Origin of the sequence: Aeromonas sp. OTU364 (genome assembly GCF_038440395.1) — a bacterium.
Classification (GTDB): domain Bacteria; phylum Pseudomonadota; class Gammaproteobacteria; order Enterobacterales; family Aeromonadaceae; genus Aeromonas.
The window spans coordinates 15,374-39,972 of the sequence record NZ_JASATR010000020.1; the positions used below are offsets into that span (position 1 = coordinate 15,374).

General features: G+C 62.7%; 23 protein-coding genes. 14 read left to right on the forward strand and 9 right to left on the reverse strand.

Annotation, left to right across the window (positions count from 1 at the left end; translation table 11 throughout):
* Positions 1-78: 78 nt before the first annotated feature.
* The 4 genes from AAHB08_RS17435 to AAHB08_RS17450 all read left to right on the forward strand — a co-directional run bounded on the left by AAHB08_RS17435 (position 79) and on the right by AAHB08_RS17450 (position 3,797).
* Entirely contained in the window at positions 79-744 is a 666-nt protein-coding gene (locus AAHB08_RS17435) for a GntR family transcriptional regulator (protein WP_139433938.1), read from the forward strand.
* A gap of 33 nt (positions 745-777) precedes the next feature.
* Positions 778-2,580 carry an aminopeptidase P family protein gene (locus tag AAHB08_RS17440; protein ID WP_342059631.1) on the forward strand — a complete coding sequence of 601 codons (1,803 nt, stop codon included), beginning with the start codon at positions 778-780 and terminating at the stop codon, positions 2,578-2,580.
* Positions 2,581-2,742: 162 nt separating this feature from the next.
* Positions 2,743-3,195: a GNAT family N-acetyltransferase gene (locus AAHB08_RS17445; RefSeq protein WP_342059632.1), complete on the forward strand. Its 453-nt coding sequence runs from the start codon at positions 2,743-2,745 to the stop codon at positions 3,193-3,195.
* A gap of 131 nt (positions 3,196-3,326) precedes the next feature.
* Complete coding sequence (locus AAHB08_RS17450; protein WP_139433935.1) at positions 3,327-3,797, forward strand: glycine zipper 2TM domain-containing protein; 471 nt, start codon at positions 3,327-3,329, stop codon at positions 3,795-3,797.
* 80 nt (positions 3,798-3,877) lie between these two features.
* Here AAHB08_RS17450 and AAHB08_RS17455 read toward each other — a convergent pair whose 3' ends face one another.
* The gene (locus tag AAHB08_RS17455; protein ID WP_342059633.1) at positions 3,878-4,822 is read right to left on the reverse strand and encodes a CYTH domain-containing protein; all 945 of its coding nucleotides are present in this window, start codon (positions 4,820-4,822) and stop codon (positions 3,878-3,880) included.
* A gap of 169 nt (positions 4,823-4,991) precedes the next feature.
* Between AAHB08_RS17455 and AAHB08_RS17460 the strand changes: the two genes are divergently transcribed.
* Positions 4,992-5,672, forward strand: coding sequence for a TIGR00153 family protein (locus tag AAHB08_RS17460; protein WP_025328355.1), 681 nt, complete (start codon positions 4,992-4,994; stop codon positions 5,670-5,672).
* A gap of 25 nt (positions 5,673-5,697) precedes the next feature.
* Positions 5,698-6,963, forward strand: a complete 1,266-nt coding sequence (locus AAHB08_RS17465; protein ID WP_106885734.1) for an inorganic phosphate transporter — start codon at positions 5,698-5,700, stop codon at positions 6,961-6,963.
* Between the two features lie 104 nt (positions 6,964-7,067).
* Here AAHB08_RS17465 and AAHB08_RS17470 read toward each other — a convergent pair whose 3' ends face one another.
* Positions 7,068-8,306: a multifunctional CCA addition/repair protein gene (locus tag AAHB08_RS17470; protein ID WP_342059634.1), complete on the reverse strand. Its 1,239-nt coding sequence runs from the start codon at positions 8,304-8,306 to the stop codon at positions 7,068-7,070.
* 219 nt (positions 8,307-8,525) lie between these two features.
* Here AAHB08_RS17470 and AAHB08_RS17475 point away from each other — a divergent pair, with 219 nt between their 5' ends.
* The 5 genes from AAHB08_RS17475 (at position 8,526) to mltC (ending at position 13,685) form a co-directional block, all read left to right on the forward strand.
* Positions 8,526-10,169: an ExeA family protein gene (locus AAHB08_RS17475; RefSeq protein ID WP_342059635.1), complete on the forward strand. Its 1,644-nt coding sequence runs from the start codon at positions 8,526-8,528 to the stop codon at positions 10,167-10,169.
* Positions 10,169-10,855: a GspB family T2SS assembly factor variant ExeB gene (gene exeB / locus AAHB08_RS17480; RefSeq protein ID WP_342059636.1), complete on the forward strand. Its 687-nt coding sequence runs from the start codon at positions 10,169-10,171 to the stop codon at positions 10,853-10,855. Before AAHB08_RS17475 ends, exeB begins: the two co-directional genes overlap by 1 nt.
* Positions 10,856-11,062: 207 nt before the next feature.
* Positions 11,063-12,136 (forward strand): A/G-specific adenine glycosylase, encoded by a 1,074-nt coding sequence (mutY, locus tag AAHB08_RS17485; RefSeq protein WP_202047277.1) that lies wholly within the window; start codon positions 11,063-11,065, stop codon positions 12,134-12,136.
* On the forward strand, positions 12,133-12,405 hold the full coding sequence (locus AAHB08_RS17490) for an oxidative damage protection protein (RefSeq protein WP_139433930.1): 273 nt from the start codon (positions 12,133-12,135) through the stop codon (positions 12,403-12,405). The genes mutY and AAHB08_RS17490 overlap by 4 nt, the downstream gene beginning before the upstream one ends.
* A 179-nt stretch (positions 12,406-12,584) precedes the next feature.
* Entirely contained in the window at positions 12,585-13,685 is a 1,101-nt protein-coding gene (gene mltC, locus AAHB08_RS17495) for a membrane-bound lytic murein transglycosylase MltC (protein WP_139433929.1), read from the forward strand.
* Positions 13,686-13,749: 64 nt separating this feature from the next.
* On the opposite strand, the gene AAHB08_RS17500 is transcribed toward mltC, so the two are convergent.
* A complete protein-coding gene (locus AAHB08_RS17500) occupies positions 13,750-14,130 on the reverse strand; it encodes a YgiW/YdeI family stress tolerance OB fold protein (protein WP_202047278.1) in 381 nt (126 codons plus the stop codon).
* Between the two features lie 237 nt (positions 14,131-14,367).
* On the opposite strand from AAHB08_RS17500, the gene AAHB08_RS17505 reads away from it, so the two are divergent.
* Both AAHB08_RS17505 and ompA read left to right on the forward strand, forming a co-directional pair.
* Complete coding sequence (locus tag AAHB08_RS17505; RefSeq protein ID WP_342059637.1) at positions 14,368-15,375, forward strand: SGNH/GDSL hydrolase family protein; 1,008 nt, start codon at positions 14,368-14,370, stop codon at positions 15,373-15,375.
* 300 nt (positions 15,376-15,675) lie between these two features.
* Positions 15,676-16,707, forward strand: coding sequence for a porin OmpA (ompA, locus tag AAHB08_RS17510; protein ID WP_342059638.1), 1,032 nt, complete (start codon positions 15,676-15,678; stop codon positions 16,705-16,707).
* Between the two features lie 65 nt (positions 16,708-16,772).
* Here ompA and AAHB08_RS17515 read toward each other — a convergent pair whose 3' ends face one another.
* The 3 genes from AAHB08_RS17515 to AAHB08_RS17525 are packed head-to-tail and all read right to left on the reverse strand — an operon-like array spanning position 16,773 to position 20,252.
* Positions 16,773-17,342 (reverse strand): PqiC family protein, encoded by a 570-nt coding sequence (locus AAHB08_RS17515; RefSeq protein WP_342059639.1) that lies wholly within the window; start codon positions 17,340-17,342, stop codon positions 16,773-16,775.
* Positions 17,342-18,988 carry an intermembrane transport protein PqiB gene (gene pqiB, locus AAHB08_RS17520; protein ID WP_171273185.1) on the reverse strand — a complete coding sequence of 549 codons (1,647 nt, stop codon included), beginning with the start codon at positions 18,986-18,988 and terminating at the stop codon, positions 17,342-17,344. The genes AAHB08_RS17515 and pqiB overlap by 1 nt, the downstream gene beginning before the upstream one ends.
* Complete coding sequence (locus tag AAHB08_RS17525; RefSeq protein ID WP_342059640.1) at positions 18,981-20,252, reverse strand: paraquat-inducible protein A; 1,272 nt, start codon at positions 20,250-20,252, stop codon at positions 18,981-18,983. Before AAHB08_RS17525 ends, pqiB begins: the two co-directional genes overlap by 8 nt.
* Before the next feature lie 323 nt (positions 20,253-20,575).
* On the opposite strand from AAHB08_RS17525, the gene hfq reads away from it, so the two are divergent.
* Positions 20,576-20,935, forward strand: a complete 360-nt coding sequence (gene hfq, locus AAHB08_RS17530; protein ID WP_005327536.1) for an RNA chaperone Hfq — start codon at positions 20,576-20,578, stop codon at positions 20,933-20,935.
* Positions 20,936-21,070: 135 nt separating this feature from the next.
* Here the strand turns inward: hfq and AAHB08_RS17535 are convergent, their stop codons facing one another.
* From AAHB08_RS17535 to dapA, 3 genes are all read right to left on the reverse strand, one after another.
* Positions 21,071-21,661, reverse strand: a complete 591-nt coding sequence (locus tag AAHB08_RS17535) for an HAD family hydrolase (protein ID WP_342059641.1) — start codon at positions 21,659-21,661, stop codon at positions 21,071-21,073.
* A gap of 159 nt (positions 21,662-21,820) precedes the next feature.
* A complete protein-coding gene (locus AAHB08_RS17540) occupies positions 21,821-23,461 on the reverse strand; it encodes a GGDEF domain-containing protein (RefSeq protein ID WP_202047284.1) in 1,641 nt (546 codons plus the stop codon).
* A 95-nt stretch (positions 23,462-23,556) separates the two neighbouring features.
* Positions 23,557-24,429: a 4-hydroxy-tetrahydrodipicolinate synthase gene (gene dapA / locus AAHB08_RS17545; protein ID WP_042648184.1), complete on the reverse strand. Its 873-nt coding sequence runs from the start codon at positions 24,427-24,429 to the stop codon at positions 23,557-23,559.
* Between the last annotated feature and the right edge of the window lie 170 nt (positions 24,430-24,599).

A 24,599-nucleotide genomic window follows, 5' to 3' on the forward strand; every position in this document is an offset into this window, starting at 1 on the left:
GCCTTGCAGGCGGTTGCGCGTTAGATTCAGTCAAACTTTATACAATATACAATTTTGCAACCTGCCTGTGACTCAAGCATGACCCTACCCTACAAGACCCGTACCCAGATGGTGATGGAGAACCTCCGCGGCCGGATTTTGCGTGGGGAGTTTGCGGCAGGCGCCCCCTTGCGCCAAGACGCCATCGCCAAGGAGCTGGCGGTGAGCCGCATTCCGGTGCGGGAGGCGCTGATGCAGCTGGAGGCCCAGGGGCTGGTGAAGTTCGAGGCCCATCGCGGCGCCGTGGTCACCATGCTGGACGCCTCGGCCATAGAGGAGCTCTTTTATTTGCGGGCGCTGCTGGAAGCCGATACCCTGTTCCACGCCGTCGACCTGATGACGGAGGAGACCTTCGCCAAGGCGCAAGCCATCCTGGCCCAGTTTGATCTGGCGCTGGAGTCCGGCACCCAGATCGAGCACTGGGCCGAGTTGAACCACAGTTTTCACGCCACCCTCTATCAGGCAGCCAATCGTCCCCAGGCACTGGATCTCATCGCCCAGATCAATCTGAGCTGCGATCGCTACGTACGCTTCGAGCTGCTGTTCGCCCAGGGCGGCGTGGACAAGGCCGAGCGCGAACACGCCCGACTGCTGGAGCTGTGCCGCGCCCGCCGCAAGCACGAGGCCGTGGTCCTGCTCAAGCAACATATCGAGGCAGCAGGCCAGTCGATCCGACAGATCCTGGCAAGCGGCCACAATCAGTGAACACTCACATCATCACAATCTGGCAATAACGACATGAATCATTTCGAGATTATTGAAACCCGCGTCGCCCAGGTCAGGGCCACTCTGGCCACGTTGGAACTGGACGCCTTCATCGTTCCCCACGACGACGAGCACCTGGGGGAGTACATTCCCGCCTACGCCGAGCGGCTGGACTGGATCACGGGTTTCAACGGCTCCGCCGGCCTCGCCATCATCATGGCGCAGCGGGCGGCCCTGTTCGTCGACGGTCGTTATACGGTGCAGGCCCGCATGCAGGCACCGGCCGAGCTGTTTGAGTTTCTTCACCTGAACGAAGATCCCCACGTCCAGTGGCTGGCAGATCAACTGCCGTCCGGCGCCCGGGTCGGCTTCGATCCACGCCTGCACAGCCTCGCCTGGTACCAGAGCGCCAAGCCAATACTGGCCGAGCGCGGCATAGCGCTGGTTCGGGTCGATGAGAACCCCATCGATCTGCACTGGAGCGATCGCCCCGCCCCGACCAAGACCCCTGTCATCCTCTACAGCGAGGAGCTGGCGGGCCAGTCCAGCCAGGCCAAGCGCGAGCTGCTGGCGGCGGACCTGCGCAAGCGTGGGCTGGATGCGGTGCTGCTGACCCAGGCCGAGCCCATCAACTGGCTGCTCAACCTGCGCGGCCGCGACGTGGAGCGGCTGCCGGTGGTGCTGGGCTTCGCCGTGCTCTACGCCAACACCAGCATGGATTTCTTCGTCGACACCGACAAGATCGACTGCATCGCCTTCACCCGCCACGTGGGGCAGGATGTCTCCGTCTACCCCATCGACAAGCTGGGTGACGTGCTGCAGCGCATCGGCGAGGATCAGCAGAAGGTGCTGGCCGACCCCAACACCGCCAACGCCTGGACCCAGCTCACCATGGAAGAGGCGGGCGCCATCCTGGTGGCAGGGCAGGATCCGACCATGTTGCCCAAGGCGTGCAAGAACGCCGTGGAGCTGGCCGGCATGCAGCGCGCCCATCTGCGCGACGGCGTCGCCGTCACCCGCTTCCTCGCCTGGCTGGATCGCCTGATCGCCTCCGGCGACTATCAGGATATGGATGAGGGCACCCTGGCCGATCGCCTGGAAGCCTTCCGCCGCGAGCAGGATCACTACGTCGAGCCGAGCTTTGACACCATCTCGGCGCTGGGCCCCAACGCCGCCATGTGCCACTACCGTCACACCAACGGCACCCCGCGCCCCTTCGGTCAGGACAGCATCTACCTGGTGGATTCCGGCGCCCAGTATCTGGACGGCACCACCGACATCACCCGCACCGTCAAGGTGGGTGAGGTCACCGACGAGCACAAGGCCATGTTCACCCGGGTGCTGCAGGGTCACATCGCCCTGGATCAGGCCCGCTTCCCCCGCGGCACCGCCGGCATCCAGCTCGACGTGCTGGCCCGCATGCCCCTGTGGCAAGCCGGTTACAACTACGACCACGGCACAGGGCACGGGGTCGGCCACTTCCTGAGCGTGCACGAAGGCCCGCAGCGCATCGCCCCCAAGGGCAGCCTGGTGGCCCTGCAGCCGGGCATGGTGCTCTCCAACGAACCGGGTTACTACCGGGAAAACGGCTTCGGCATCCGCTGCGAGAACCTGGTGGTGGTGACCGAGCTGGAGCAGCTGGGCGAGCTGGCGATGCTGGGCTTCGAGCGGCTGACTTATGTGCCGTTCGATATCCGTCTCATCGATCGCAGCCTGCTGAGCCAGGCCGAGTTCCGCTGGATCAACGACTACCATGCCGAGGTCTACCGCCGCCTGAGCCCGCTGCTGGAGGGCGAGGATCTCGCCTGGCTGGAGCAGGCGACCCGCCTCATCTGATCGCAGACAATCGAGGTTGTCCGGTGAAACAGGGCCTGCGGGCCCTGTTTCTTTATCCGTGGTCTGCCACAGCCGACCCCCTTGCATCGACTCCTCTGGCCTTCTACCCTGTGCCTCCTTTTTTGGCTGCCCCGCAGCAGAAACTCGATGAGAGGAGCCCTGATGCACTCGTCCCCCGTATTACGCCTTGCCACCCACGCCGACATGCACGCCATCTGGCAGATCGACGCCGACGTCTTCGGGGAGGATGTCTACCCCGCCTTCTTCTTCCGTCAGGCCATGGATCTGTGGCCCGCCTTGCTGGTCGTGGCGGAGCTGGAGGGCAGGCTGCTGGGCTATGCCCTGGGAGGCCTGGGTCAGGATCGGTCGCAGGGCTGGCTGCTCTCTCTCGCGGTGCGGCCCGAGGCCCGCGGCTTTGGCCTAGCCGAGCGCATGATGCTGCGGGTGGAGCAGGCACTGGCAGAGCTGCAGGTGGCACGAGTCAGGCTGACCGTGGATCCGGTCAATCCGGCCCAGCGCCTCTACTTGCGCCTCGGCTACGTCCTGCTGGCCGAGGAGCCCGGCTATTTCGGCCCCGGGGAGGATCGCCTGCTGCTGGAGAAGGCCCTGAGCTGACCCGCATCGGGGACTGACCGCCGTTCAGGCCACATAATTGGTTACACTTTGCGGGTTTAATGCACAATCCGGTTGGCGTAGAGTGGAATGCATCAAACCGATTAACCCGATGCCCGCCCAGGAGGCCCATCATGTTGAAACGTATTGCTCTCGTCACCCTGCTGGCCGCCACCACCGCCATCACCGGCTGCGCCAACAGCGACGTCTACTCCGGCGATGTCTACACCAAGGATCGCGCCAAGCAGGTTCAGACCGTCAGCTACGGCACCATCATCTCCACCCGCCCGGTCAAGATCCAAGCCGATGAGAACTCCCTGATCGGCACCATAGGCGGCGCCGTGGTCGGTGGCCTGCTCGGCAGCACCATAGGGGGCGGTCGCGGCAGCGACATCGCCGCCGCCGGGGGGGCCATCGCGGGCGCCGCCGCCGGCAAGGCTGCCGGTGACAAGCTCAACCAGGTGGATGGCGTCGAGCTCGAGATCAAGAAAGAGAACGGCGAATCCATCGTCGTGGTGCAAAAGGCCAGCCCCACCTTCGTGCCCGGCGCCCGGGTCCGCATGACCCAGGGCAATGGCAGCATCAACGTGGCCGTGGTGAACTGATCCCGACGGACGCTTTCCATCAGCAAACAAAAAGGTGAGCCTGGGCTCACCTTTTTTGCATTCAGTGCAAACCTGGCCCCTCAAGCATCCAGGTGCAGCCAGGCCGCAATGGCCAGTTGCAGGCCCACGAGATCGGCGCCGTGCAGCAGGGCCGACAGCCGCTCTTCCCCCGCCTCCGCCAGCAAACGCTGCTGCCCCCGAAGAGCGGGCAACCAGGCAGGGACCGGCGCCAGGTTCTCGGCGGCCTCGACCACCAGGTCGCAACCCTGCAGCATCCCTTGCAGCGCCAGCGGCCGCTCCTCATCCCCGCACTCCAGCCAGAGTTGCTCGTGATGCTGCCAGAGCTGCAGGCCGAGCGTGATGCAGGCCTTGCCATCGAGCCCGCCGACATCCGGCAAGGGCTGCGCCGCCAGGGGCTTGCCGAGCCCCGCCAGCCGATAGCCCCGCTGCGCCTTGGATTGGGCCCCCAACCTGACGCCCCCCAGCTCCGCCAGGCGCGCGGCCAGCCCGAACAGGGCCCTCGCCTCGCCGGACTTGAGCTCCAGCTCCAGCTCGTCGATGTCGGTGCGCCCCAGGGTGCCGACGATCTCCCCTCTATCCCAGGCCAGCTCTATTTGGGCCCCCTCGAAGGCGATGAGCCAGTGTCGGCGCAGGAAGTCGGTGCTGAATTGTGCCACCAGAGCAGACTGGATCTCGTCGCGCACGGTCAGACCCGGCCAGATGGCATCAGGGAAGGCGGACAGGGTCGGCAGATCCCCGCTCACCGGGGCATTGTATTCGGGTCTGGCGTGCAGCCCGCCGACCACCTGGCCACGACATTTGATGGTCTGTTCGGAAAATTGGTCGCTGCGGCGGATCCGCAATCCCATGTCGAGCCGGCGTAAATCCAGCTTGGGCGTATCGAAATAGACATTGCCGAGGCTAACCTGCTCATAGGAGATAATTTCAAGTGAATTCAGAAAGTTGGAGAGAGATTCTTGAATATTGCTGGTGACGAAAAACTTTATCTCGATCTCAGTTTGCATAGTCATTCCGGGCAGGCAGGCAACTTTGGGGGGCATGATCCGGGTCGCGAGGATATAATGCCAGCGATAGATAAGGATTAATTCACGGTTTTATTGATGGCACAGTTCGGTTATCCTGCGCCCCTCATAAAATCGTATCGAGTGTTTTTTCACCGACACAGGTTTGGCCATGCCAGTAAATACTATTTTGGGTCTTTTTGCCAAGTCCCCCATCAAGCCGCTGCAGAAGCATATCGTCAAGGTTCACCAGTGCTCCCAGCAGCTGGTTCCCTTCTTTGATGCCGTTGCCGAAGACCGTTGGGAAGATGCCGAAAAAATCCGGCAACAGATAGCCCAGCTGGAAAAAGAAGCGGATATTCTCAAACGCGAAATTCGCCTCAAACTGCCTCGCGGTCTGTTTCTGCCGGTCGCCCGTACCGATCTGCTGGAACTGCTGACTCAGCAGGACAAGATTGCCAATCGTGCCAAGGATATTTCCGGCCGCATGCTTGGCCGCAAGATGGAATTCCCCACCGAGATGCGAGCCGATTTCATGGCCTATCTCAAACGTTGTATCGATGCGACCGCCCAAGCCGAAAAAGCTATCGGAGAACTCGATGAGCTGCTCGAAACCGGCTTTAAAGGACGTGAAGTTGAAATGGTTGCCGAGATGATCCACCAGCTGGATCTTATCGAGGACGATACTGACACCATGCAGATCGGGCTGCGCCAACAGCTGCAAGCGGTTGAGCACAAGTACAATCCGATCGACGTTATGTTCCTCTACAAGATCCTCGAATGGGTAGGTGACCTGGCTGATCAGGCCGAGCGCGTTGGCGCCCGTCTGGAACTGATGCTGGCTCGTTCGTAATCGACTGACTGGGTAAACACTACTAATGGACATTATCGCAAATTACGGCACCACCCTGGTGCTCGTGGCGGCCTTGTTCGGCTTTTTGATGGCCTGGGGCATAGGTGCGAACGACGTCGCCAACGCCATGGGCACATCGGTCGGCACCAAGTCTCTGACCATACGTCAGGCGATCATCATCGCCATGATCTTCGAGTTCGCCGGTGCCTATCTGGCCGGTGGCGAAGTCACGGCGACCATCCGCAACGGCATCATAGATACCAATGCCTTCACCGATACCCCGGATCTGCTGGTGCTCGGCATGATAGCCTCCCTGCTGGCCGCCGGCCTCTGGCTGATCCTGGCCTCCTACTTCGGCTGGCCCGTCTCCACCACGCACTCCATCATAGGGGCCATCGTCGGCTTCGCCGTGGTGAGCGTCGGCCCGGAAGCGGTGCAGTGGAGCAAGTTTGGCGGCATAGTCGGCTCCTGGGTGGTCACACCGGCCATCTCGGGCATCATCGCCTACTTCATGTTCATCAGCGTGCAGAAGCTCATCTTCAACACCGACAACCCGCTGGCCAACGCCAAGCGCTATGTCCCCTTCTACATGTTCCTGACCGCGCTGGTCATCTGCCTGGTGACCATCAAGAAGGGTCTGACCCACGTCGGTCTGCACCTGAGCGACGGCGAGGGCATCCTGCTCTCCATCGCCATCTCGGTGACCCTCTCCATCGGCGGCTGGTTCTACATTCGCGGTCAGCAGTACAACCCGCAGGATGACAACAAGATGCACTTCGCCAACGTGGAGAAGGTGTTCGGCATCCTGATGGTGATCACCGCCTGTGCCATGGCCTTCGCCCACGGCTCAAACGACGTGGCCAACGCCATAGGCCCGCTCTCCGCCGTGGTATCCACAGTCGAGAGTGCCGGCCAGATCACCGGCAATTCCCACATCGCCTGGTGGATACTGCCCCTTGGTGGCATAGGTATCGTCATCGGTCTGGCCACCATGGGTGAGAAGGTGATGGCCACCGTCGGCACCGGCATCACCCACCTGACCCCAAGCCGTGGCTTCGCCGCCCAGCTGGCGACCGCCGCCACCGTGGTGATCGCCTCGGGCACGGGTCTGCCCATCTCCACCACCCAGACTCTGGTCGGTGCCGTGATGGGGGTGGGTCTGGCCCGTGGCATCGCCGCCCTGAACCTGGGCGTGCTGCGCAACATCGTGGTCTCCTGGGTCATCACCCTGCCCGCCGGCGCCATCCTGGCCATCGCCATCTTCTACGTGCTGCAGGCCTGCTTCTCTTAAGCACCTAACAGCAAAAAGCCCGGGTCGGTGACTCGGGCTTTTTTATGTCTCTGCGTTGCCTCAAACGGTCGATGACGCTTCGCTCATCGACCCTGCAGAAGCGCTTATTCCTCGATAAAGGTCCACTCGTCGCGCACCCGGCTAATGGCATCGAGCCGCCGCTTGGCGAGTTGCTCGCGGATCCCCTCCCCCTTGAAACCCGCCGCCACTATCTCCTTGACCGGTACCGCCTGGGCCGCCGCCAGGGCCTGGGCCACATAGTCCGGCTGGCTGTAGACCTTCTCTTCGAAACCGGTACGACCGTGGAAGTCGGCGCGGCAGGCATCCAGCAGCTGGGCGAAGCGCTCCGGCCTGCGCCAGGCATCCGCCTTGTCGAACACCTTGAGCAGAGTCGGCGGCTTGAGATCGAAGGCGATGTGGATGTGGGTGTGCAGATCGCTCACCAGCAGGGCCAGATCGCGGCAGTCGTTCGGCACCCTGAACCGCTCGCAGAAGTCCCGGATGAGAGGCAACCCTTTCTGGCCGTGGCCGTGGTGGCTCGGCCAGAACGCAGGGGGGGTCAGGCCCTTGCCAAAGTCGTGGCAGAGGGCGGCGAAGCGGACCGGCAGATCCGGGGAGCGCTGGCAGGCCTGATCCAGCACCATCAGGGTGTGAATGCCGGTGTCTATCTCAGGGTGCCACTTGGCGGGGGCCGGCACCCCGAACAGGGCGTCCAGCTCGGGGAAGAGCGCCTTGAGGGCACCGCAGTCGCGCAACACCTCGAAGAAGACCCTGGGGGTCCGTCCCAGCAGCACCTTCTCCAGCTCCTTCCAGACCCGCTCCGGGGTCAGGTGGGCGAGTTCGCCGGCGTCGATCATCTCCCGCATCAGCGCCAACGTCTCGGGGGCCACCGCGAAGCCCTGCTCATGGAAACGGGCGGCGAAGCGGGCCACCCGCAGGATGCGCAGGGGATCCTCGGCGAAGGCCGGGGAGACGTGGCGCAGCAGCCGCGCCTCCAGATCCTGGAGGCCGCCGTAGGGATCGTGCAGTTGCCCGCTCTCGTCTTCGGCGATGGCGTTGATGGTGAGATCCCGGCGCAGCAGATCTTGCTCCAGCGTCACCTCGGGGGCGGCGTGGCAGACGAAACCGGTATAGCCCTGCCCCTGCTTGCGCTCTGTGCGCGCCAGGGCGTACTCCTGCTGGGTGCTGGGGTGGAGAAACACCGGAAAGTCGCGGCCGACCTGAGTGAACCCCAGGCTCAGCATCTCTTCCACAGTGGCACCGACCACCAGGTGATCCCTGTCCCCCTGGGGCAAGCCCAACAGGCGATCACGGACCGCCCCCCCAACCAGATAAATCTGCACGCGCACTCTCCATCGATAAACCTGCCTCGATGATACCGCTTTTGGCCGACAGACACGACGGATCCCGGCTCGGGAAGAGCGACTACCCTCTGATCATTCGACCCCGCGTCTCATTGCCGTTTGAGCCGGTGACCGGGATGCCCCTCTTATGGTATCCGGGTCTTTGACATCCCTCTGGGGAGGCTTTAACCTGCCGCCATAACAATGGAATGGATCCTTATGTACACACAGTTCTTCGGTCTGTCGGAGCCCCCGTTCTCCATCTCGCCCAACCCCAAATATCTCTATATGAGCGAACGCCACGGGGAGGCCCTCGCCCACCTCAACTACGGGTTGCAGGACGGCGGCGGCTTCGTGCTGCTGACGGGGGAAGTGGGCACGGGCAAGACCACTGTCTCCCGCTGCCTGCTCCAGCAACTGCCCGCCGAGACCGAGATCGCCTACATCCTCAATCCTTCCCTGACCGAGCGGGATCTGCTGGCGGCCATCTGTGACGAGTTCCAGTTGCCCTATGCCGAGGAGGCCAGCCTCAAGCAGCTGTTCGATCTCATTCGCGATCACCTGCTGGCCAACCTGGCGGCGGGCAAGCGCAGCGTGGTGCTGGTGGATGAAGCCCAGCATCTGCTCCCCGGCGTGCTGGAGCAGTTGCGCCTGCTCACCAACCTGGAGACCGACGAGAAGAAGCTGCTGCAGGTGGTGCTCATCGGCCAGCCGGAGCTGCAACAGATGTTGCGCCAGCCCCTGCTGCGCCAGCTGGCCCAGCGCATCACGGCCCGCTACCACCTGCTGCCACTCTCCTGTCAGGATGTGGACGCCTATGTGCGTTTCCGGTTGCAGGTGGCGGGCTGTGTCCAACCCATCTTCACCCCCAGGGCAATCCAGACCCTGCACCGCCTCTCCGGCGGCATCCCGCGTCTCATCAACCTCATCTGCGACCGCGCCCTGATCGCCGCCTTCGCCCGCGGCAGCCACAAGATAGCCCACGGCGACATCAGCCTGGCGGCCTATGAAGTGAGCGGCATTCGTGACGAGGGAAGCTGGCAGTCCGGCCTCACCGTGACCCTGGCAGGCGCCCTGCTGGTCGCCGCCGGCTGGTGGGGCTGGCAGTTCTTCGGCGTCTTCCCTGCTCGCCCCCTGGTCAAGGTGGAGGTGCCGGTCAAGGTGGATGAGACGCCGGAGCAGCTGGAACAGCTGACCCGCGCCATCAATCAGGCGATTTCACCCGACGTGGCCATGCAGAACCTTTACAGGGTGTGGGGCTACCAGACCGAGCTGGAGGAAGCGACCTGTGACGACGCCCCCCGCGCCGGTCTGCGTTGCCAGGAGGGGGAAGCCACCTTGGCCGAGCTGCAGGCCCTGCAATATCCCGCCCTCATCAGCCTGACCGATGAAACGGGAGGACTCTATTACGCCACCCTGGTCAGCCTGGGGCCGGACAAGGCCTCCCTGCTCATCGGCAATCAGAGCTGGCAGGTGGACAGGCAGTGGCTGTCCGATGCCTGGGGGGGCAGTTATACCCTGCTGTGGCGCATGCCCAAGGGCGGCGTACCCCTGATAGGCAGCAATGCCAGCGCGGCCCAGGCCCAGTGGCTGGACAATGCGCTGAGCCGCGCCATGCAGCAACCGGATCGCAAGGTGAGCCGCTTCGATGCCACCCTCAAGAGCAAGCTGCAGCAGTTCCAGCGCGAGCAGGGGCTGACCCCGGACGGCATCGCCGGCAGCAATACCCTGCTGCGCCTGAATGCCGTGGCCGGTGAACCCATGCCGAGGCTGGAGGATGAATCCCTGCGTGCCAGCACCCCTGTCGATCTGGATGCCGTGGCGGACGACGCCATGGATCCCCTGATGGAGGATGCCTCCTGATGTCTACCCTTCTCAAGGCCCTGCGCCGCGCCGACCAATCCCAGTTCACTCCCCACATGCCCCTCATGGGCCTGCCCGTGGGCCAGGAAGAGGAACCGAACCGCCGCTGGATCTGGTGGATGCTGGCCCCCCTTGCCCTGATCATGGGGGCGGCCGCCAACTATGGCTGGCACCTCTATCATCTCAAGCCCATAGAACAGCAGATCGAGGTGAAGGAGGTGGTGACGCCTCCCTTCGTGCGGGTCGAGCCCAGACCCATGATCACCCGCCCGCTGCCTCCGCCCCTGCCTGAGCCCGTGGTGCAGCCCAAACCCGCTGCTGCGGCCCCCGCGACGGCGACCGCCGGCAACGGCACCCAGAGCCTGGCAGAGCGCATCATGATGGCCCTCAACAACACCCCCCTGGTGGAAGAGACGGCGCCCCAGGCCCAGCCCCAGGCCGGCGCCATGCCGATCAGCGCCCTGGATCCCGCGCTCAAACAGCAGGTGCCTCCCCTGACCTATGGTGCCCACAACTTCTCCTCCGACCCGGCCAAACGCGCCGTGGTGCTCAACGGGCGGGAGTTGCACGAGGGCAGTGAGGTCGCCCCCGGGGTGCAGCTAGTCGCCATCGCCCAGGACTACATCATCCTGCAGGTCGGCGGTCAGCATGTCAGCCTCAAGGCGCTGCAGGACTGGCGCGGCTGAACGAACCACAATGGCAAGCCGGGCCTGCGGGCCTGGCCGGCAGTTCAAGAGGGAGCCCGAGAGCTCCCCTTTTTAATCAAAACATGAGAACCCCGTGAGCAATTCAGATAACAGCACTTTCACCACCCGGGCGTTGTACTGGTATCAGCGCCAAGACTGCTACACGTTGGTCAATTTAGTTTTTTGAATCAATAGTATGAGAATAATGTGAGCAATTCAGATAACAGCACTTTCGCCACCCGGATCCTGGACTGGTACCAGATCCACGGCCGCAAGACTCTGCCCTGGCAGGAGGACAAGACCCCCTACCGGGTCTGGATCTCCGAGATCATGCTGCAGCAGACCCAGGTCGCCACCGTCATCCCCTACTATCAGCGGTTCATGGCCCGCTTCCCCGATGTGCTGGCGCTGGCCGACGCCCCCATCGACGAGGTGCTGCACCACTGGACCGGGCTTGGCTACTACGCCCGTGCCCGCAACCTGCACAAGGCGGCCCAGCAGATCCGCGATCTGCACGGCGGCCTGTTTCCGGAGCGACTGGACGAGGTGATGGCCCTGCCCGGGATAGGTCGCTCCACCGCTGGCGCCGTGCTCTCCCTCTCCCTCGGTCAGCCCCACGCCATTCTGGACGGCAACGTCAAGCGGGTGCTCACCCGCTGGCTGGCGCTGCCGGGCTGGCCAGGGCAGAAGCAGGTGGAGAACGATCTCTGGGAGCTGGCGACCCGCCTCACCCCAAGGCTCGGTGTGGCCCACTACAACCAGGCCATGATGGACATGGGGGCCACCGTCTGCACCCGCAGCAAGCCTGCCTGCGATCGCTGCCCGGTGCAGGCCGATTGCCAGGGGCTGTCGCAGGGCAACCCCACCGCCTACCCCAACAGCAAACCGAAGAAGAGCATTCCGGCCCGCAACGGCATCATGCTGATCATTCGCCACGGCGACCAGCTGCTGCTGGAGAAGCGCCCCCCCCAGGGGATCTGGGGCGGCCTCTACTGCTTCCCCCAGGTGGCGTCCCTGGCCGAGATCGAAGGGCGCCTGCAGGGGCTGGGACTCGATGAGACCGACTACCGGGAGCTCGCTGGATTTCGCCACACTTTCAGTCACTTCCACCTCGATATTCGGCCCTTGCTGATCGAAATGGCTGCCCCGCCCCCCCCCTTGCTCATGGAAGCGGATTCCCGACTCTGGTATAACTTACGCCATCCTGCCGAGGTGGGATTGGCGGCCGCCACGGCCCGCCTGCTCGCCTACCCGGACTTACAACCACAGAGGTCAACATGAGCCGTACCGTATTTTGCCAGCGTCTGAAAAAAGAGGCTCCTGGCCTGGATTTCCAACTCTATCCCGGTGAACTCGGCAAGCGGATCTTCGACAACATCAGCAAGGAAGCCTGGACCGAATGGCAGAAGAAACAGGTGATGCTGATCAACGAGAAGAAGCTGAACATGATGAATCTCGAGCATCGCCAGCTACTGGAGAAGGAGATGGTGAGCTACCTGTTTGAAGCGGGTGAAGTGGCCATCGACGGTTACACCCCTCCCAGCCAGTAATCCGGGTCGGCGAGCAGGGCGCAGAGTGCCAAAGCCCGGCATCTGCGACCATGCGGCTCCCGCCCCGGTGCCAATGAGTTGTCCCTGTGATCCAGGCTGAGCGGCCCTCGACGGCTGGCCCTCTTCTGGTTCAAGGCAAATGAGTGACGGGCGGCCCCACCGCCCAGTTTGAGGATCTTATGGGTCGAATTTTTTGGCTGCTGTGCGCCCTGCTGTTTCTCTCTGCCTGCTCCTCTTCTCCCAAACCCGGGGCAGAAGACGAGGATCTGGTCAACGGCAAGGACATCCGCGGCTTCGAACACATGATCAGTGCGCTCTCCCATAACGTGAACGAAATATGGGGACGCGAGGCACTGTTTGCGGGCAAGTTTGACTACGTCAAATACACGGATCAATACAAGAGCCGGGCCCACGTCGACTTCTCCAGCGGCCACATCATGGTGGAGACTGTCTCGGGCATCGATCCCCGCGCCCACCTGCGCCGCGCCATCATAGAGACGCTGCTGACCCCGGACGATCCGGCGGAAGTGGATCTCTACTCGGATAGAGAGATCATGCCGGGTGGCGAGCCCTTCCTCTATGGCCAGGTGCTGGACACCCAGGGTCAGGCCATCCGTTCCAGCTGGCGCGCGGAGCGCTATGCCGACTACCTGCTGGCCAGCGCGATGAAGAAGCGCACCCTCGGCATCCGCACCATCTTCTTCGTCGACATCCCCATGGTGGCCAACCATGAGGACAAGCGCGGCTACAAGTACGCCAGCATCATCCGCGAGGCCTCCCGCAAGTACGGCGTCGCCGAGAGCCTCATCTATGCGGTGATCAAGACAGAGAGCAGCTTCAACCCCTATGCGGTCAGCCATGCCAATGCCTATGGCCTGATGCAGGTGATCCCGGCCACCGCCGGACGGGACGTCTATGTGCGGGTCAAGGGCAAGAACGGTCAACCAACCCGGGAAGATCTGTTCAATCCGGCCTACAACATAGACGTGGGAACTGCCTATCTGCACCTGCTGCAGACCGTCTATCTGGCGGATATCCAGGATCCCCAATCCCGTCGCTATGCGGTGATCTCCGCCTACAACGGTGGTGCGGGCGGGGTGCTCAACACCTTCTCCAGCAACCGCAAGGCGGCCCCTGACATGATCAACCGGCTCTCCCCCGAGGCTGTCTATCAAGTGCTGACCGAGCAGCACCCCAAGGCGGAGGCCCGTCGCTACCTCTACAAGGTCAATCAGGCCGAGAAAGGGTTCAAGCGCACCGTCGCCGTCCGGGCCGGCTGACGGCAGCCACAAAAACAGGAAGGGCGCTTATCTAGCGCCCTTCCCATCAGCATGGTCTGCAAACTTACTTGGCGATGAAGCCGCCCTTGCTCTGGGGAGCGGCACCGACCTTTTCCAGATGCTCGACCTCGACCTCTGTCTTGTTCCAGCTGTGGTCAACCTCGCCGCGGATGCGGATCAGGTCGTTCGGGCCCACTTCGACGCCGCGCCACACGTCCCCGTCCACTTCCACTTCCACTTCGCCGCTGTCATCGCGGAAGCTGTAGTTCTCGCCGCCAAGGTGCTTGACCAGCTTGCCTTCCAGGGTCACCCACTGATCATCTGCCACGTCTTTCAACTGCGCGACCGAGACCTTGTTCTGCTCCTGGGGGCCTGTGTAGGCCGCCATGGCGAAAGAAGAGACGGACATCAGGGCCACCAGGCCGATTACCTTTGCTTTGTTCATTTTCACGCTCCTGTCATTGGGTATGCAGGCATCTTGCCCGGGCCGGCGTGAAACAAACGTGAAGCCTCCCCCATCCAGGGGAGGCCAGTGTGACCGCAATCGATTTAATGCCCATGGCTTGCTGCAAGATTGTATTCGAGTGGATACCGTGCAGCCTGGCAACAGGGGTCCCCAGCCCCTTGCCTTCGAGGAACAGCCCGCAGGCAGCGCCTGCATCCACTCCATGAGAACAGCAAGATGAACAAATGGCTTCTGTGTTTATTGGGACTCTTCGCCCTGACGGCCCATGCCGCCGAGACGCGCCCCCCCTTCTCCCGCATAGTGATGTTCGGCGACAGTCTCTCCGACACCGGCAAGATGTACGGCAAGATGCGCGGTTATCTCCCCTCCAGCCCGCCCTACTATCAGGGCCGCTTCTCCAACGGCCCCGTCTGGCTGGAGCGGCTGACCCAGCCGTTCCCGGGGCTGAAAATAGTCAACGAGGCGGAAGGGGGCGCCACTGCGGTGGCCTACAACAAGATCTCCTGGAACCCCAAGTACCAGGTCATCAACAACCTGGACTACGAGATCACCCAGTTCCTGGAGAAGGACAGCTTCAAGGAGGACGATCTGGTGATCCTCTGGGTCGGCGCCAACGACTATCTGGCCTACGGCTGGAATACCGAGCTGGACGCCAGGCGGGTGCGCGACGTCATCAGCGACTCGGCCAACCGCATGGTGCTCCATGGGGCAAAGCAGATCCTGCTGTTCAACCTGCCGGATCTGGGCCAGAACCCCTCGGCCCGCAGCCAGAAGGTGGTGGAGGCGGCCAGCCATGTCTCCCGCTATCACAACGAGCTGTTGCTGAACCTGGCACGCCAGCTGGCCCCTACCGGCATGGTGAAGCTGTTCGAGATCGACAAGCAGTTCGCCGAGATGCTGCGGGATCCGCAGTACTTCGGCCTGAGCGATACCGAGAACGCCTGCTACGGCGGGGGCTATGTGTGGAAGCCGTTCTCCTCCCGCAGCGCCGCCACCGACAGCCAGCTTGCTCCCTTCAATGCGCAGGAGCGCCTCGCCATCGCCGGCAACCCCTTGCTGGCTCAGGCCGTTGCCAGCCCGATGGCTCGCCGCAGCGCCAGCGAGCTCGACTGTGAAGGCAAGATGTTCTGGGATCAGGTCCATCCGACCACGGCCGTGCACGCCGCCCTGAGCGAGCGCGCCGCCACCTTCATCGAACGGGAGTACGAGTTCATCCCCCAGTGATGAGCAGACTGATGCAAGAGGCCGACTTCACGTCGGCCTCTTTATTGGAGTCAGTTGTTTCCCACAACGAACAAATGAAACTCGTATGACACTCATCACAGAATCGGGTCATGCCCCTACAGTCATCAGCCGACTCCTCTATGATGCAGATGGTTATCACAATATGTTTTATATCAGTTGCTTGTGGATTTTAAAAAGCGAGCTAGGTTTAAACATGTTGTGGCTGGATACAGGCCCAACCCATGAGGTGAGACGACACAAGGTTCGATCTCCCCCACAGACAAATTGCAGAGGCTTCATATGAACAAAACACTGATTACCTTGCTGGTTTCAGGCTTGCTTGCGGCCAACGCTCAGGCAGCCGGACAAGACAACACCTGGTATGGCGGTGCCAAACTGGGTTGGTCCAACTTCTATGGCGTCGACGAGAGCAACAGCATCACCACCGAAGACAAGGACGACGATGAGGTGGGGGCCGGTGTCTTCGCCGGTTACCAGATCAACCAGAACCTGGGGATCGAGCTCGGTTACGACTACCTCGGCAAGCTCAAGTACAACGGCACCAGAAATTCCGCCGTCTTCAACGACTCCGTTGAGGCGCAACTGGCCCAGTTGACCCTGAAGCTCGGCTTCCCGGTGGCAGAGAACCTGGATCTCTATGGTCGCCTCGGTGGCGGTTATGGTTGGACCAGCAGCGACAACTTGGACAGTGACAACGACTTCACCTTCGTCGGTGCACTCGGTGCCGAATACGCCTTCAACCTGGATTGGGCTGCCCGCCTCGAGTACCAGTACAGCTCTCCTTATGGCAGCCGTGACGACACCGGCCTGCGCATGGACAACGGCCTGCTCTCACTGGCCGCCGTCTACCGCTTCGGTCAGGTAGCGGAAGCTATGCCGGTCGCCGCCCCGGCGCCGGCCCCCGAGCCCGTGATGGTCGACAAGCAGTTCACCCTGAGTTCGGATGTGCTGTTTGACTTCAACAAGGCGACGCTCAAGCCGGAAGCTGGTCAGGCGCTGGATACCCTCTACAGCGATATCGAAGCAGCCAGACCCAAGGATGGCTCGGCCACCGTCATCGGCTACACCGACCGCCTCGGCTCGGAGTCCTATAACCAGAAGCTCTCCGAGCAGCGCGCACAGACCGTCGCCGACTATCTGGTTGGCAAGGGACTGCCCGCCGGCAAGGTCAACGTGGAAGGTCGTGGCGAGAGCTCACCGGTCACCGGCGACAGCTGCAGCAGCGGCACCAAGAATGAGCTGATCGTCTGCCTGGCCCCGGATCGCCGGGTTGAGGTCAAGGTGCAGGGGGTCTCCGAGGTTCAGCAATAACCTCACCCCACCCGCAATGGATAACAAAACGGGAGGCCCAGGCCTCCCGTTTTTCATTGTCCCGTTCAGCCGCGGGTACGCACATCCGCCGCTATCTGATCGAGCAGTTGCTGCCAGCCCAGTCCCAGTTCGTCGACCAGGACGCCATAACCATCGGCCGGCAAGACCCGCTCCTGCTGGAAGGGCACGTCCCGCAGCACCACCCCCTCCTCCGTCAGCAAGCGCCAGCGGCCGCTCAGCAGGGCGCGACCATCGTGCCGCCCCTGGAAGCGTTCGACCGAGATGGTCAGCACGGGCCCCTTGCGGGCCCCGTCCTGCCGTATCACCCAGCCCGGCAGCCTGCTGGAGAGGCCATTCAGGGTGAGCTGGTTCAGCTGGGCATCCAGCGAACCCGCCCAGCGATGGTACTCGGCAAAGTGCAGCTCCTTGCCCTCCAGCTGATAGACCAGACTCATCCGATCCAGCTGGCCTGAGAGGACGACGGGACGCAGCACCAACTGGTGCCGGGGCTGCGCCGTGATGCCGTTCGACTGCGGGATCTCCGCATCCAGCGAGTAGTAGTGCAGTGCCGTCGGGGCGGCGCTGCATCCTGCCAGCAGGCCCAGCAAGGCCAGGGTCATCATCCGTTTTTTCATCATTTTCCTCGCTTGGGCTCAGGATCCTGGGGACGGGAGCGGTCGAAGATCAGCGAACTGGGCTGCTCGTTCAGGGAATGGACCAGGGGTTGCAACTCCCCCATCAGCTGATTGAGAGACTGCACCGACTGACGCAGCTCCTGGTTGGTCTGGGAACCGGCATCATAGGTCTGCAACGTCTCCTGCAGCTGTTTGAGACTCTGGTTGAGTGACTCGGGCAACTGCTGGGTCGAACGCTGACCGGTGAACTGCTCCAGATTGGCACTCACCGCCTTGATGTGCTTGAGGGTCTTGTCCAGAGTCGCCAGGGTGGTATTCACCTGCGTCAGCGTGGTGGCCATGTCCATGTCGACGAACTTGTCGAGGATGAGGTTCACCTTGCGCTCTATCTGATCCAGCCCGGCCTGCACTGTCGGGAACACCTGATAGCCTGCCAGCTTGATGGGCTCATAGGCCGGGGCATCCGGATAGAAATTGAGATCCACCACCTTGCCGCCGGTCAGCAGACTGGACGTCTTGAGGCTGGCCCGCAACCCTTCCTTGAACTGCTTGCTGAACAGGGCACGCCACTGCTCCCGCTCCGCATTGGCGTAGCGATGGGAGAGGCGCTGTACCTCGATGCGGGCCAGCACGGGGATCTGCCGGCTCTTGAAGATCTGCACCCCCTTGTCGTCGATGAGGTAGGGGGCAGAGATGACGGTGCCGACCCGGATGCCGCGATACTGCACCGCCGCCCCGGGGTGCAGGCCACCCACGTTGTCCTCGAACAGGAAGACGTAGTCGATGAACTGATCCAGGCTACCGGCCAGCACGCTCGCCTCGTCCTGGAACAGGGTGAAGCTGTCCATCTGCTTGACCGGCTCACCGGGTGTCCAGCCCGGTGGCAGCCCCATGGTGATGCCGCCGTCCAGCAGGCTCTCGAGCGAATCCATCTTCACCTTCATCCCCTCGCTGCTCATGGAGACCTCGAAACCCGGGGTCAGCCAGAAGCGGGAGTTGCTGCTCACCAGGATGTCGTAGGGGGCATTGATGAAGAGCTGGTACTGCATCTCGCTCTTCTCGGGCAGGAACTTGGCCTCCTCTATCTGGCCTATGGTGAAGCCCTGATAGCTGATGGGGGAGCCGATCCCCAGGGCACGCGCATCTCGGCTGCTGAGGGAGAGCCTCAGCCCCTTGGCGTCCACCGAGGCGAGCGGGGGCTTGTCCAGCATGGCGTATTCACCGCGCGCCTTGCCCTTCTTGCCCGGAGCGAGTTCGATGTAGGCCCCGGAGAGCAGGGTGCCAAGACCCGACACCCCTTCCCGCCCGACCCTGGGTTTGACCACCCAGAACTGGCTGTCCTTCTTGAGCATGCCAGCGGCGGCATTGGTCAGACGGGCCTTGAGCACCGCATGGCTGTAGTCATCGCTGAGCTCCACCGCCTCAATGCGACCCACTTCCACCTCGCGGGAGCGGATCACCGTCTTGCCCGCCACTATGCCCTCGGCGGTAGCGACCGTCAGGGTGAAACTGGGGCCTTGTGAATACCAGTGCTGGAACAGCATCCAGACTCCGATGAACAGCGCCAGCAGCGGCACCATCCAGATAGCGGCGGCCGAGCTCATAAAGTCAGAGCCCGGTTTCCACCTCGTCTTACGCTCACTCACGTTCGCGCTCTCCTTGTTGTAAATCCCAGATCAGGCGGGAATCGAAACTCATGGCGGCCACCATGGTGATCAAAACGACCCCGGCAAAAGCAATGGCCGCGGGGCCCGGGTAGATGGTCATCAGATTATCGAGCCGGATGAGGCCAGCCAATATGGCCACCACGAAGACGTCGATCATCGACCAACGCCCCACAAATTCGGTCATGCGATAGAGCTTGAGCTTGCCAAGGGGAGAGCCGACCCGGCCACGCTGCACCATGTAGCAGAGCCACAGTAGTGCCAGTATCTTCACCAGAGGCACCACCACGCTGGCGAAGAAGATCACCGCGGCTATGGGGTATGAACCCATGGCCCAGAGCAACACCACCCCCCCCATGATGGTCGAGGGGCTGTCGTCCCCCAGAAAGACGGTGTCCATGATGGGATAGAGGTTGGCAGGAATATAGAGGATCACCGAGGTGATGAGCAGTGCCCAGGTGCGGTTCAGGCCGCCCGGCTTGCGGTGATGCAGACGATCGCCGCAACGGGAACAGCTGTGGGCATCGCCGTCATTGAGCGCGCCGCAGATGTGGCAACCCACCAGCCCGCACGCCAGGGCGCTGGCCTCGGGATCCAGCTCCCTCGCCTCGGTCGGGCCGAACAGCCGCTGCCACAGCCACATCCGGTCCAGGGACGAGATCATCTTGATCAGCAGCACCGTGTAGCCCACGAAGGCCCAGAACGACAGCCCCATCTTGACGTCCGCCATGCCCATCAGCTTGACCAGGGAGATGAGCACCCCGATGAGGAAGACATCCACCATCAGCCAGGGCTTGATCCGGCACAGCAGTCGGCCGAGAGAGCGCAGGGCATTGCTGTGCAGATCCTTGTCGAGCCGCCACAGCACCAGCATGATGGAGCCGATATAGACCAGTGGCAGGCCGATCAGGGTCAGGCTCAGCACGGCCCCCAGAAACAGATAGCCCTGATCCACCAGGGTGGTGATGCACTGCAGGAAGGTCATCTCCTGCCCCACCCCCTTGGCCGAGAAGGACATGAAGGTGAAGGCGTTGGAGAGCACGAACATGATGAGCGCCGCAAAGCCGTAGGCGATGGGCCTGCGCTCCTGCTGCGGCAAGTATCGGCTCAAGACGTGACCACAACGGGGACAACTGCTCGTCTCCCCCATGGCCAGCTCGGTGGCCGGCACCAGCAGGTCACACTCTTCGCACGCGGTCGCGTCATGGGTATAGGTAATTGGGTGTTGGTGTGAAACCGGATGCAAGATAGGACCCCAGCATGAGGCCGCGAACGGCCAGAGGCGCCAATTATTGCAGCCACCGCCGCTAACCACCAGCCCTGTTCATGTACAGAGCCTTAAGGGACGGGAGATAGATGGGCATAGCCCATGGCCTGGAAAGGGGGCTGGTGACATCGTCCGACCCGGCATCAAGGAAAGAGGGGCATATTTATCTGCAGATTTGCGCAAGCTCCCACACCGCAGCCCCCGTTCACCGATGCTTTGGCGACGGGGTGAGAATGACTTTGACAAGCCTGTGACCATTTAGCACAATCAAACGCCACTTTTTTTCCGCGGGACAATAATTTATGACAACTGAATCCCCAAGCTACTCCACCATCGAGCAGGCTTTCTCCCTTGGGAACGGGCAAGATTCTGCCCTCAACTGGTTGCGCAAGAACCGCAGTCAGGTCGCCATCTTCCTGGTGAGCGGCATCAAGCTGGAGGGGACCATCAGTGGCTTCGACCAGTACAGCGTGCTGTTGACCGATGCTCATGGCAATCAGCAACTGGTCTACAAGGCCAAGATCTCCACCATCGCCATGCACTCCGGCCGCCCCCAGGTCAGCATCCAGCGCGCCCGCAAGCCACGGGTCTCCATGGCCCCGCGCCCCCACGGCGGTCCGAGCCGTTATGACGACAATCAGGGCGGTAGCAGCGAGCAGTGATGCTCGCCTCCTCCTGACTCTGAGCTTGCCGCTGCGTCAATCGGTGACGACGCACATCCCCACTCTCATGTCATGCCTGTCCCGTATGAGAGTGGGTCTTCTCCCCCAGCCAGCCTCGACGGCCAGCCCGTTTGCTCAGTAGGTCAATCCGACCGGCTTCCCTTCCTTGACCATGCACACCTGCATGCCCGCGGCCTCACCGGCCTGCGCCCCTATGCCCGTGTCCTCGAACACCAGACAGCCCTCACGCTCGACCCCGAGTCGCCGTGCCACCAGCAGGAAGGTATCCGGGTGGGGTTTGTGCAGCGCCACATCGTCGGCGGTCACCACCACGGAGAAGTAGCGATCCAGCCCGGTATTGCGCAGCACCGCCTCGGCATTGATACGAGGTGATCCCGTGCCTATCCCCATGGGGATCCGGCCGTGATAGCGCCTGACCAGATCCAGCATGGCCGGGAAGGGGGTCGCCTTGTGCAGGTTGGTCACATAGTGCTCCGTCTTGCAGCGCGTCACCAACAGCGGGTCCAGCGCGATCTGCTGCACCTCGGCCACCAGCAAGGCTATCTTGCGGCTGGGCATGCCACCTAGTTCATAAAACCAGTCGGCATCGAACTGAAAGCCAAACTCGCGGGCGGTATGTTCCCAGGCGGCCAGGTGCAAAGGCATGGAGTCAACCAGGGTGCCGTCGAGGTCGAAGACCAGGCCTTGAAATCCGGATAGGGTCATGGTGCAGGATCTGTCTGTGAAAAATGGGCCCCCATTCTAGCCAGACCCCGACCCCATCGCCATGCGTCAGAGGGCGAGAAACGCTTGCCACCACATTTATGCCGGGCAAGAGGGCCGCCGCCCTGAGGCAGCGGTGAAGGTGAGAGAAGCAGGCCCGGGTCAGCGATAGGCCAGGGTACAGGCCCGCCCCTGCGACTTGGCGTGATAGAGCGCCTGATCCGCCTGTTCGGTCAGGGTCTGCCACCCCTTGTCCGAGGAGGGGATGAGATAGCTGAAGCCGATGCTGACGGTAAGCATGGTCGCCACCCGGGAGGCCGGATGGGAGATCTGCAGGGCTTCCAGTCCCTGGTGGATCTGCTCTGCCAGTCGCTCCGCCTCCCCGGGTTGCGGGGCGCACAGCAGGATCACGAACTCCTCGCCGCCATAGCGGGCCACCAGATTGGTGCGCCGCCGCTCCGTCTCCTGCAGCAGGGCCGCGACCCGTTGCAGGCACTGATCCCCCTTGCCGTGGCCGAAGTGGTCGTTGTAGGACTTGAACTCGTCCACGTCTATCATCAGCACCGCCAAGACCCCCTGATGGCGACGCGCCCGCTCCCACTCCCGCTCCATGGTGATGTCCCATTGACGGCGGTTGGCGATCCCGGTCAGGGGATCCTCCAGCGACAGCAGGGAGAGACGCCGGTTGGCCTCCTCCAGCGCCCGGTTGGTGTCGGCCAGCTGCCGGGTCCGCTCCTGCACCCGCAGCTCCAGGTCACGGTTGAAACGCTCGAGCGCCGCCTGGGTGCGCTGGCGGATCAGCAACTGGGAGAGCACGGCGGCATACTGCTTGAAGATCTCGCTCTGATACGCCTTGAGCGGACGACGCCAGAGCAGGTTGTCGGCGGCGATCCAGCCGATGGGGGTGCCCCCGTCCCAGAGCGACACCATGGCATTCCAGCCGCGCCCCACCTCCTGCTTCTCGTAGTAGAGCGGAGTATCTTCCAGCACCAGCACATAGTCCTTGCGGCGCAGCGCCTCCTGCACCGTGGGGTGATCCGGAATGGCGCTGATGAAATGGCGCTCGTCGATGAGCTCGCCCGCCTCGTTGGTGCCCCAGGTCCCGTGCATGGTCTTGAATTCACTGTCCGTCAGGAAGATGGCGATGCGATCGAACTGCAGCTCCTGGCGCGCCAGCACCACGGCATCGTGCAGCAGGCGATCCTCGCTGTCACAGCGCGACAGCTTGACCCCCACCTGGTGCAGCGCCTGCAGCATGCTGAGGAAGGAGTCCTGCAGGGCCTGGCTGCGGACGAGGTCGGCCTGGGTATGGATCCGCTGATCCCGCTCCAGATCGACCTGACCGGCGAGCCGCCGGCTCTCCAGCTCGGCGGCGAGGTAGTGCATGAGCAGCTGTATGCTCTGCTGCTGACGCCTTGGCAGACGATCGAGGCGACGCCGGGTTTCCAGATAGACCACGGCCTCCAGCCCCTTGTGGCGTTTGAGCGGGAAGCAGGCACGCAGGCGCGGGACCTCAGGCTCGACGCTCTCCCAGATGGCGCTGGTCGGCGCGATGGGCTCCACCAGCAACTGGCCAAGATCGAGGGAGCGCTCTATGAAGAGGAGGGGCAGGTCGAGGGAGCTGAGCAGGTCGGCGCTCAGACAGAGCAAGCCCTGCTCGGGCCTGTAGTGATAGAGCTGGGGCGTCGGCGCCCGCAGCCACAGATAGATCTGCTCGGCCTCGGTCTTTTCTCTGACCGCGGCCAAGGTCACTTCACAGAGATGTTCAAAACTGGTGAAGTGCTCCGGATCCCATTCTTGCATGCCAAATCATCCTTGGTTGTATCCAAGCGAGTATATCGGCAAAGCCTGGCCATTAATTGACCGGGCAGTCAAAAGCGAGATCCAGAGCCCAGTTTTTACAACAGATTCAATGCCTGCATGGCGGCGCGGATCCGCTCGCGGGTGGCGTCAGACAGCGGCATCACCGGCAGACGGCACTCCTCGCTGCACAGTCCCAGCAGGGAGACAGCGTATTTGGCGCCCGCCGGGCTCGGCTCGGCGAACATGGCCTGATGCAGCGGGATCAGCTTGTCCTGCAGCTCGCGGGCGGCCTGCCACTCGCCGGCCAGGGTCAGGTTCTGGACCTCGGCCACCAGCTTGGGGGCCACGTTGGCGGTCACCGAGATGCAGCCCTGACCACCGCCAATGTTGTAGGCGACGGCGGTTGCATCTTCACCGGAGAGCCAGGCAAACGGCTTCTTGATGAGCTGGCGCTCGGTCCAGGGGCGGGCCAGATCGCCGGTGGCATCCTTCACGCCGGCGATGCGCGGCAACTCGGCGAGGCGGGCCAGGGTCGCCGGCTGCACATCGACGATGGCGCGGGGCGGAATGTTGTAGACGATGATGGGCTTGGTGGTGGCGTCATGGACCGCCTTGAAGTGGTGGAACAAGCCTTCCTGATTCGGGCGATTGTAGTAACCGGCCACATGCAGGGTGGCGTCCGCCCCCATCTGCTCGGCGAAACGGGTGTATTCGATGGCTTCGACCGGGTTGTTGGACCCCGCGCCGGCGATGACAGGGATCCGTCCCGCCACCTGCTTGACCACCAGCTCCACCACCCGGCAATGCTCGTCGTGGGTCAGGGTCGGGCTCTCCCCCGTGGTACCGACCGGCACTATGCCATGGGTCCCCTGCTCTATGTGCCACTCCACCAGGCGAGCCAGTGCGGCCTCGTCCAGCTGGCCCTGTCGAAATGGGGTGATCAGGGCAACTATCGAACCTTGAAACATGGGATTTCCTTCTCCTAAACAGATGGATTGGTCAATAAAAAGCCCCGGTACGGGGGTCGCTACCGGGGCTTGAATCGTCTCAGAGATGAGAGGTTACGCGCGCACGCCAGCAGGCCCGAATGTCAGGCTGTGTTTATGCTTTCGTTTCGATACGCATGACCGCATTGCAT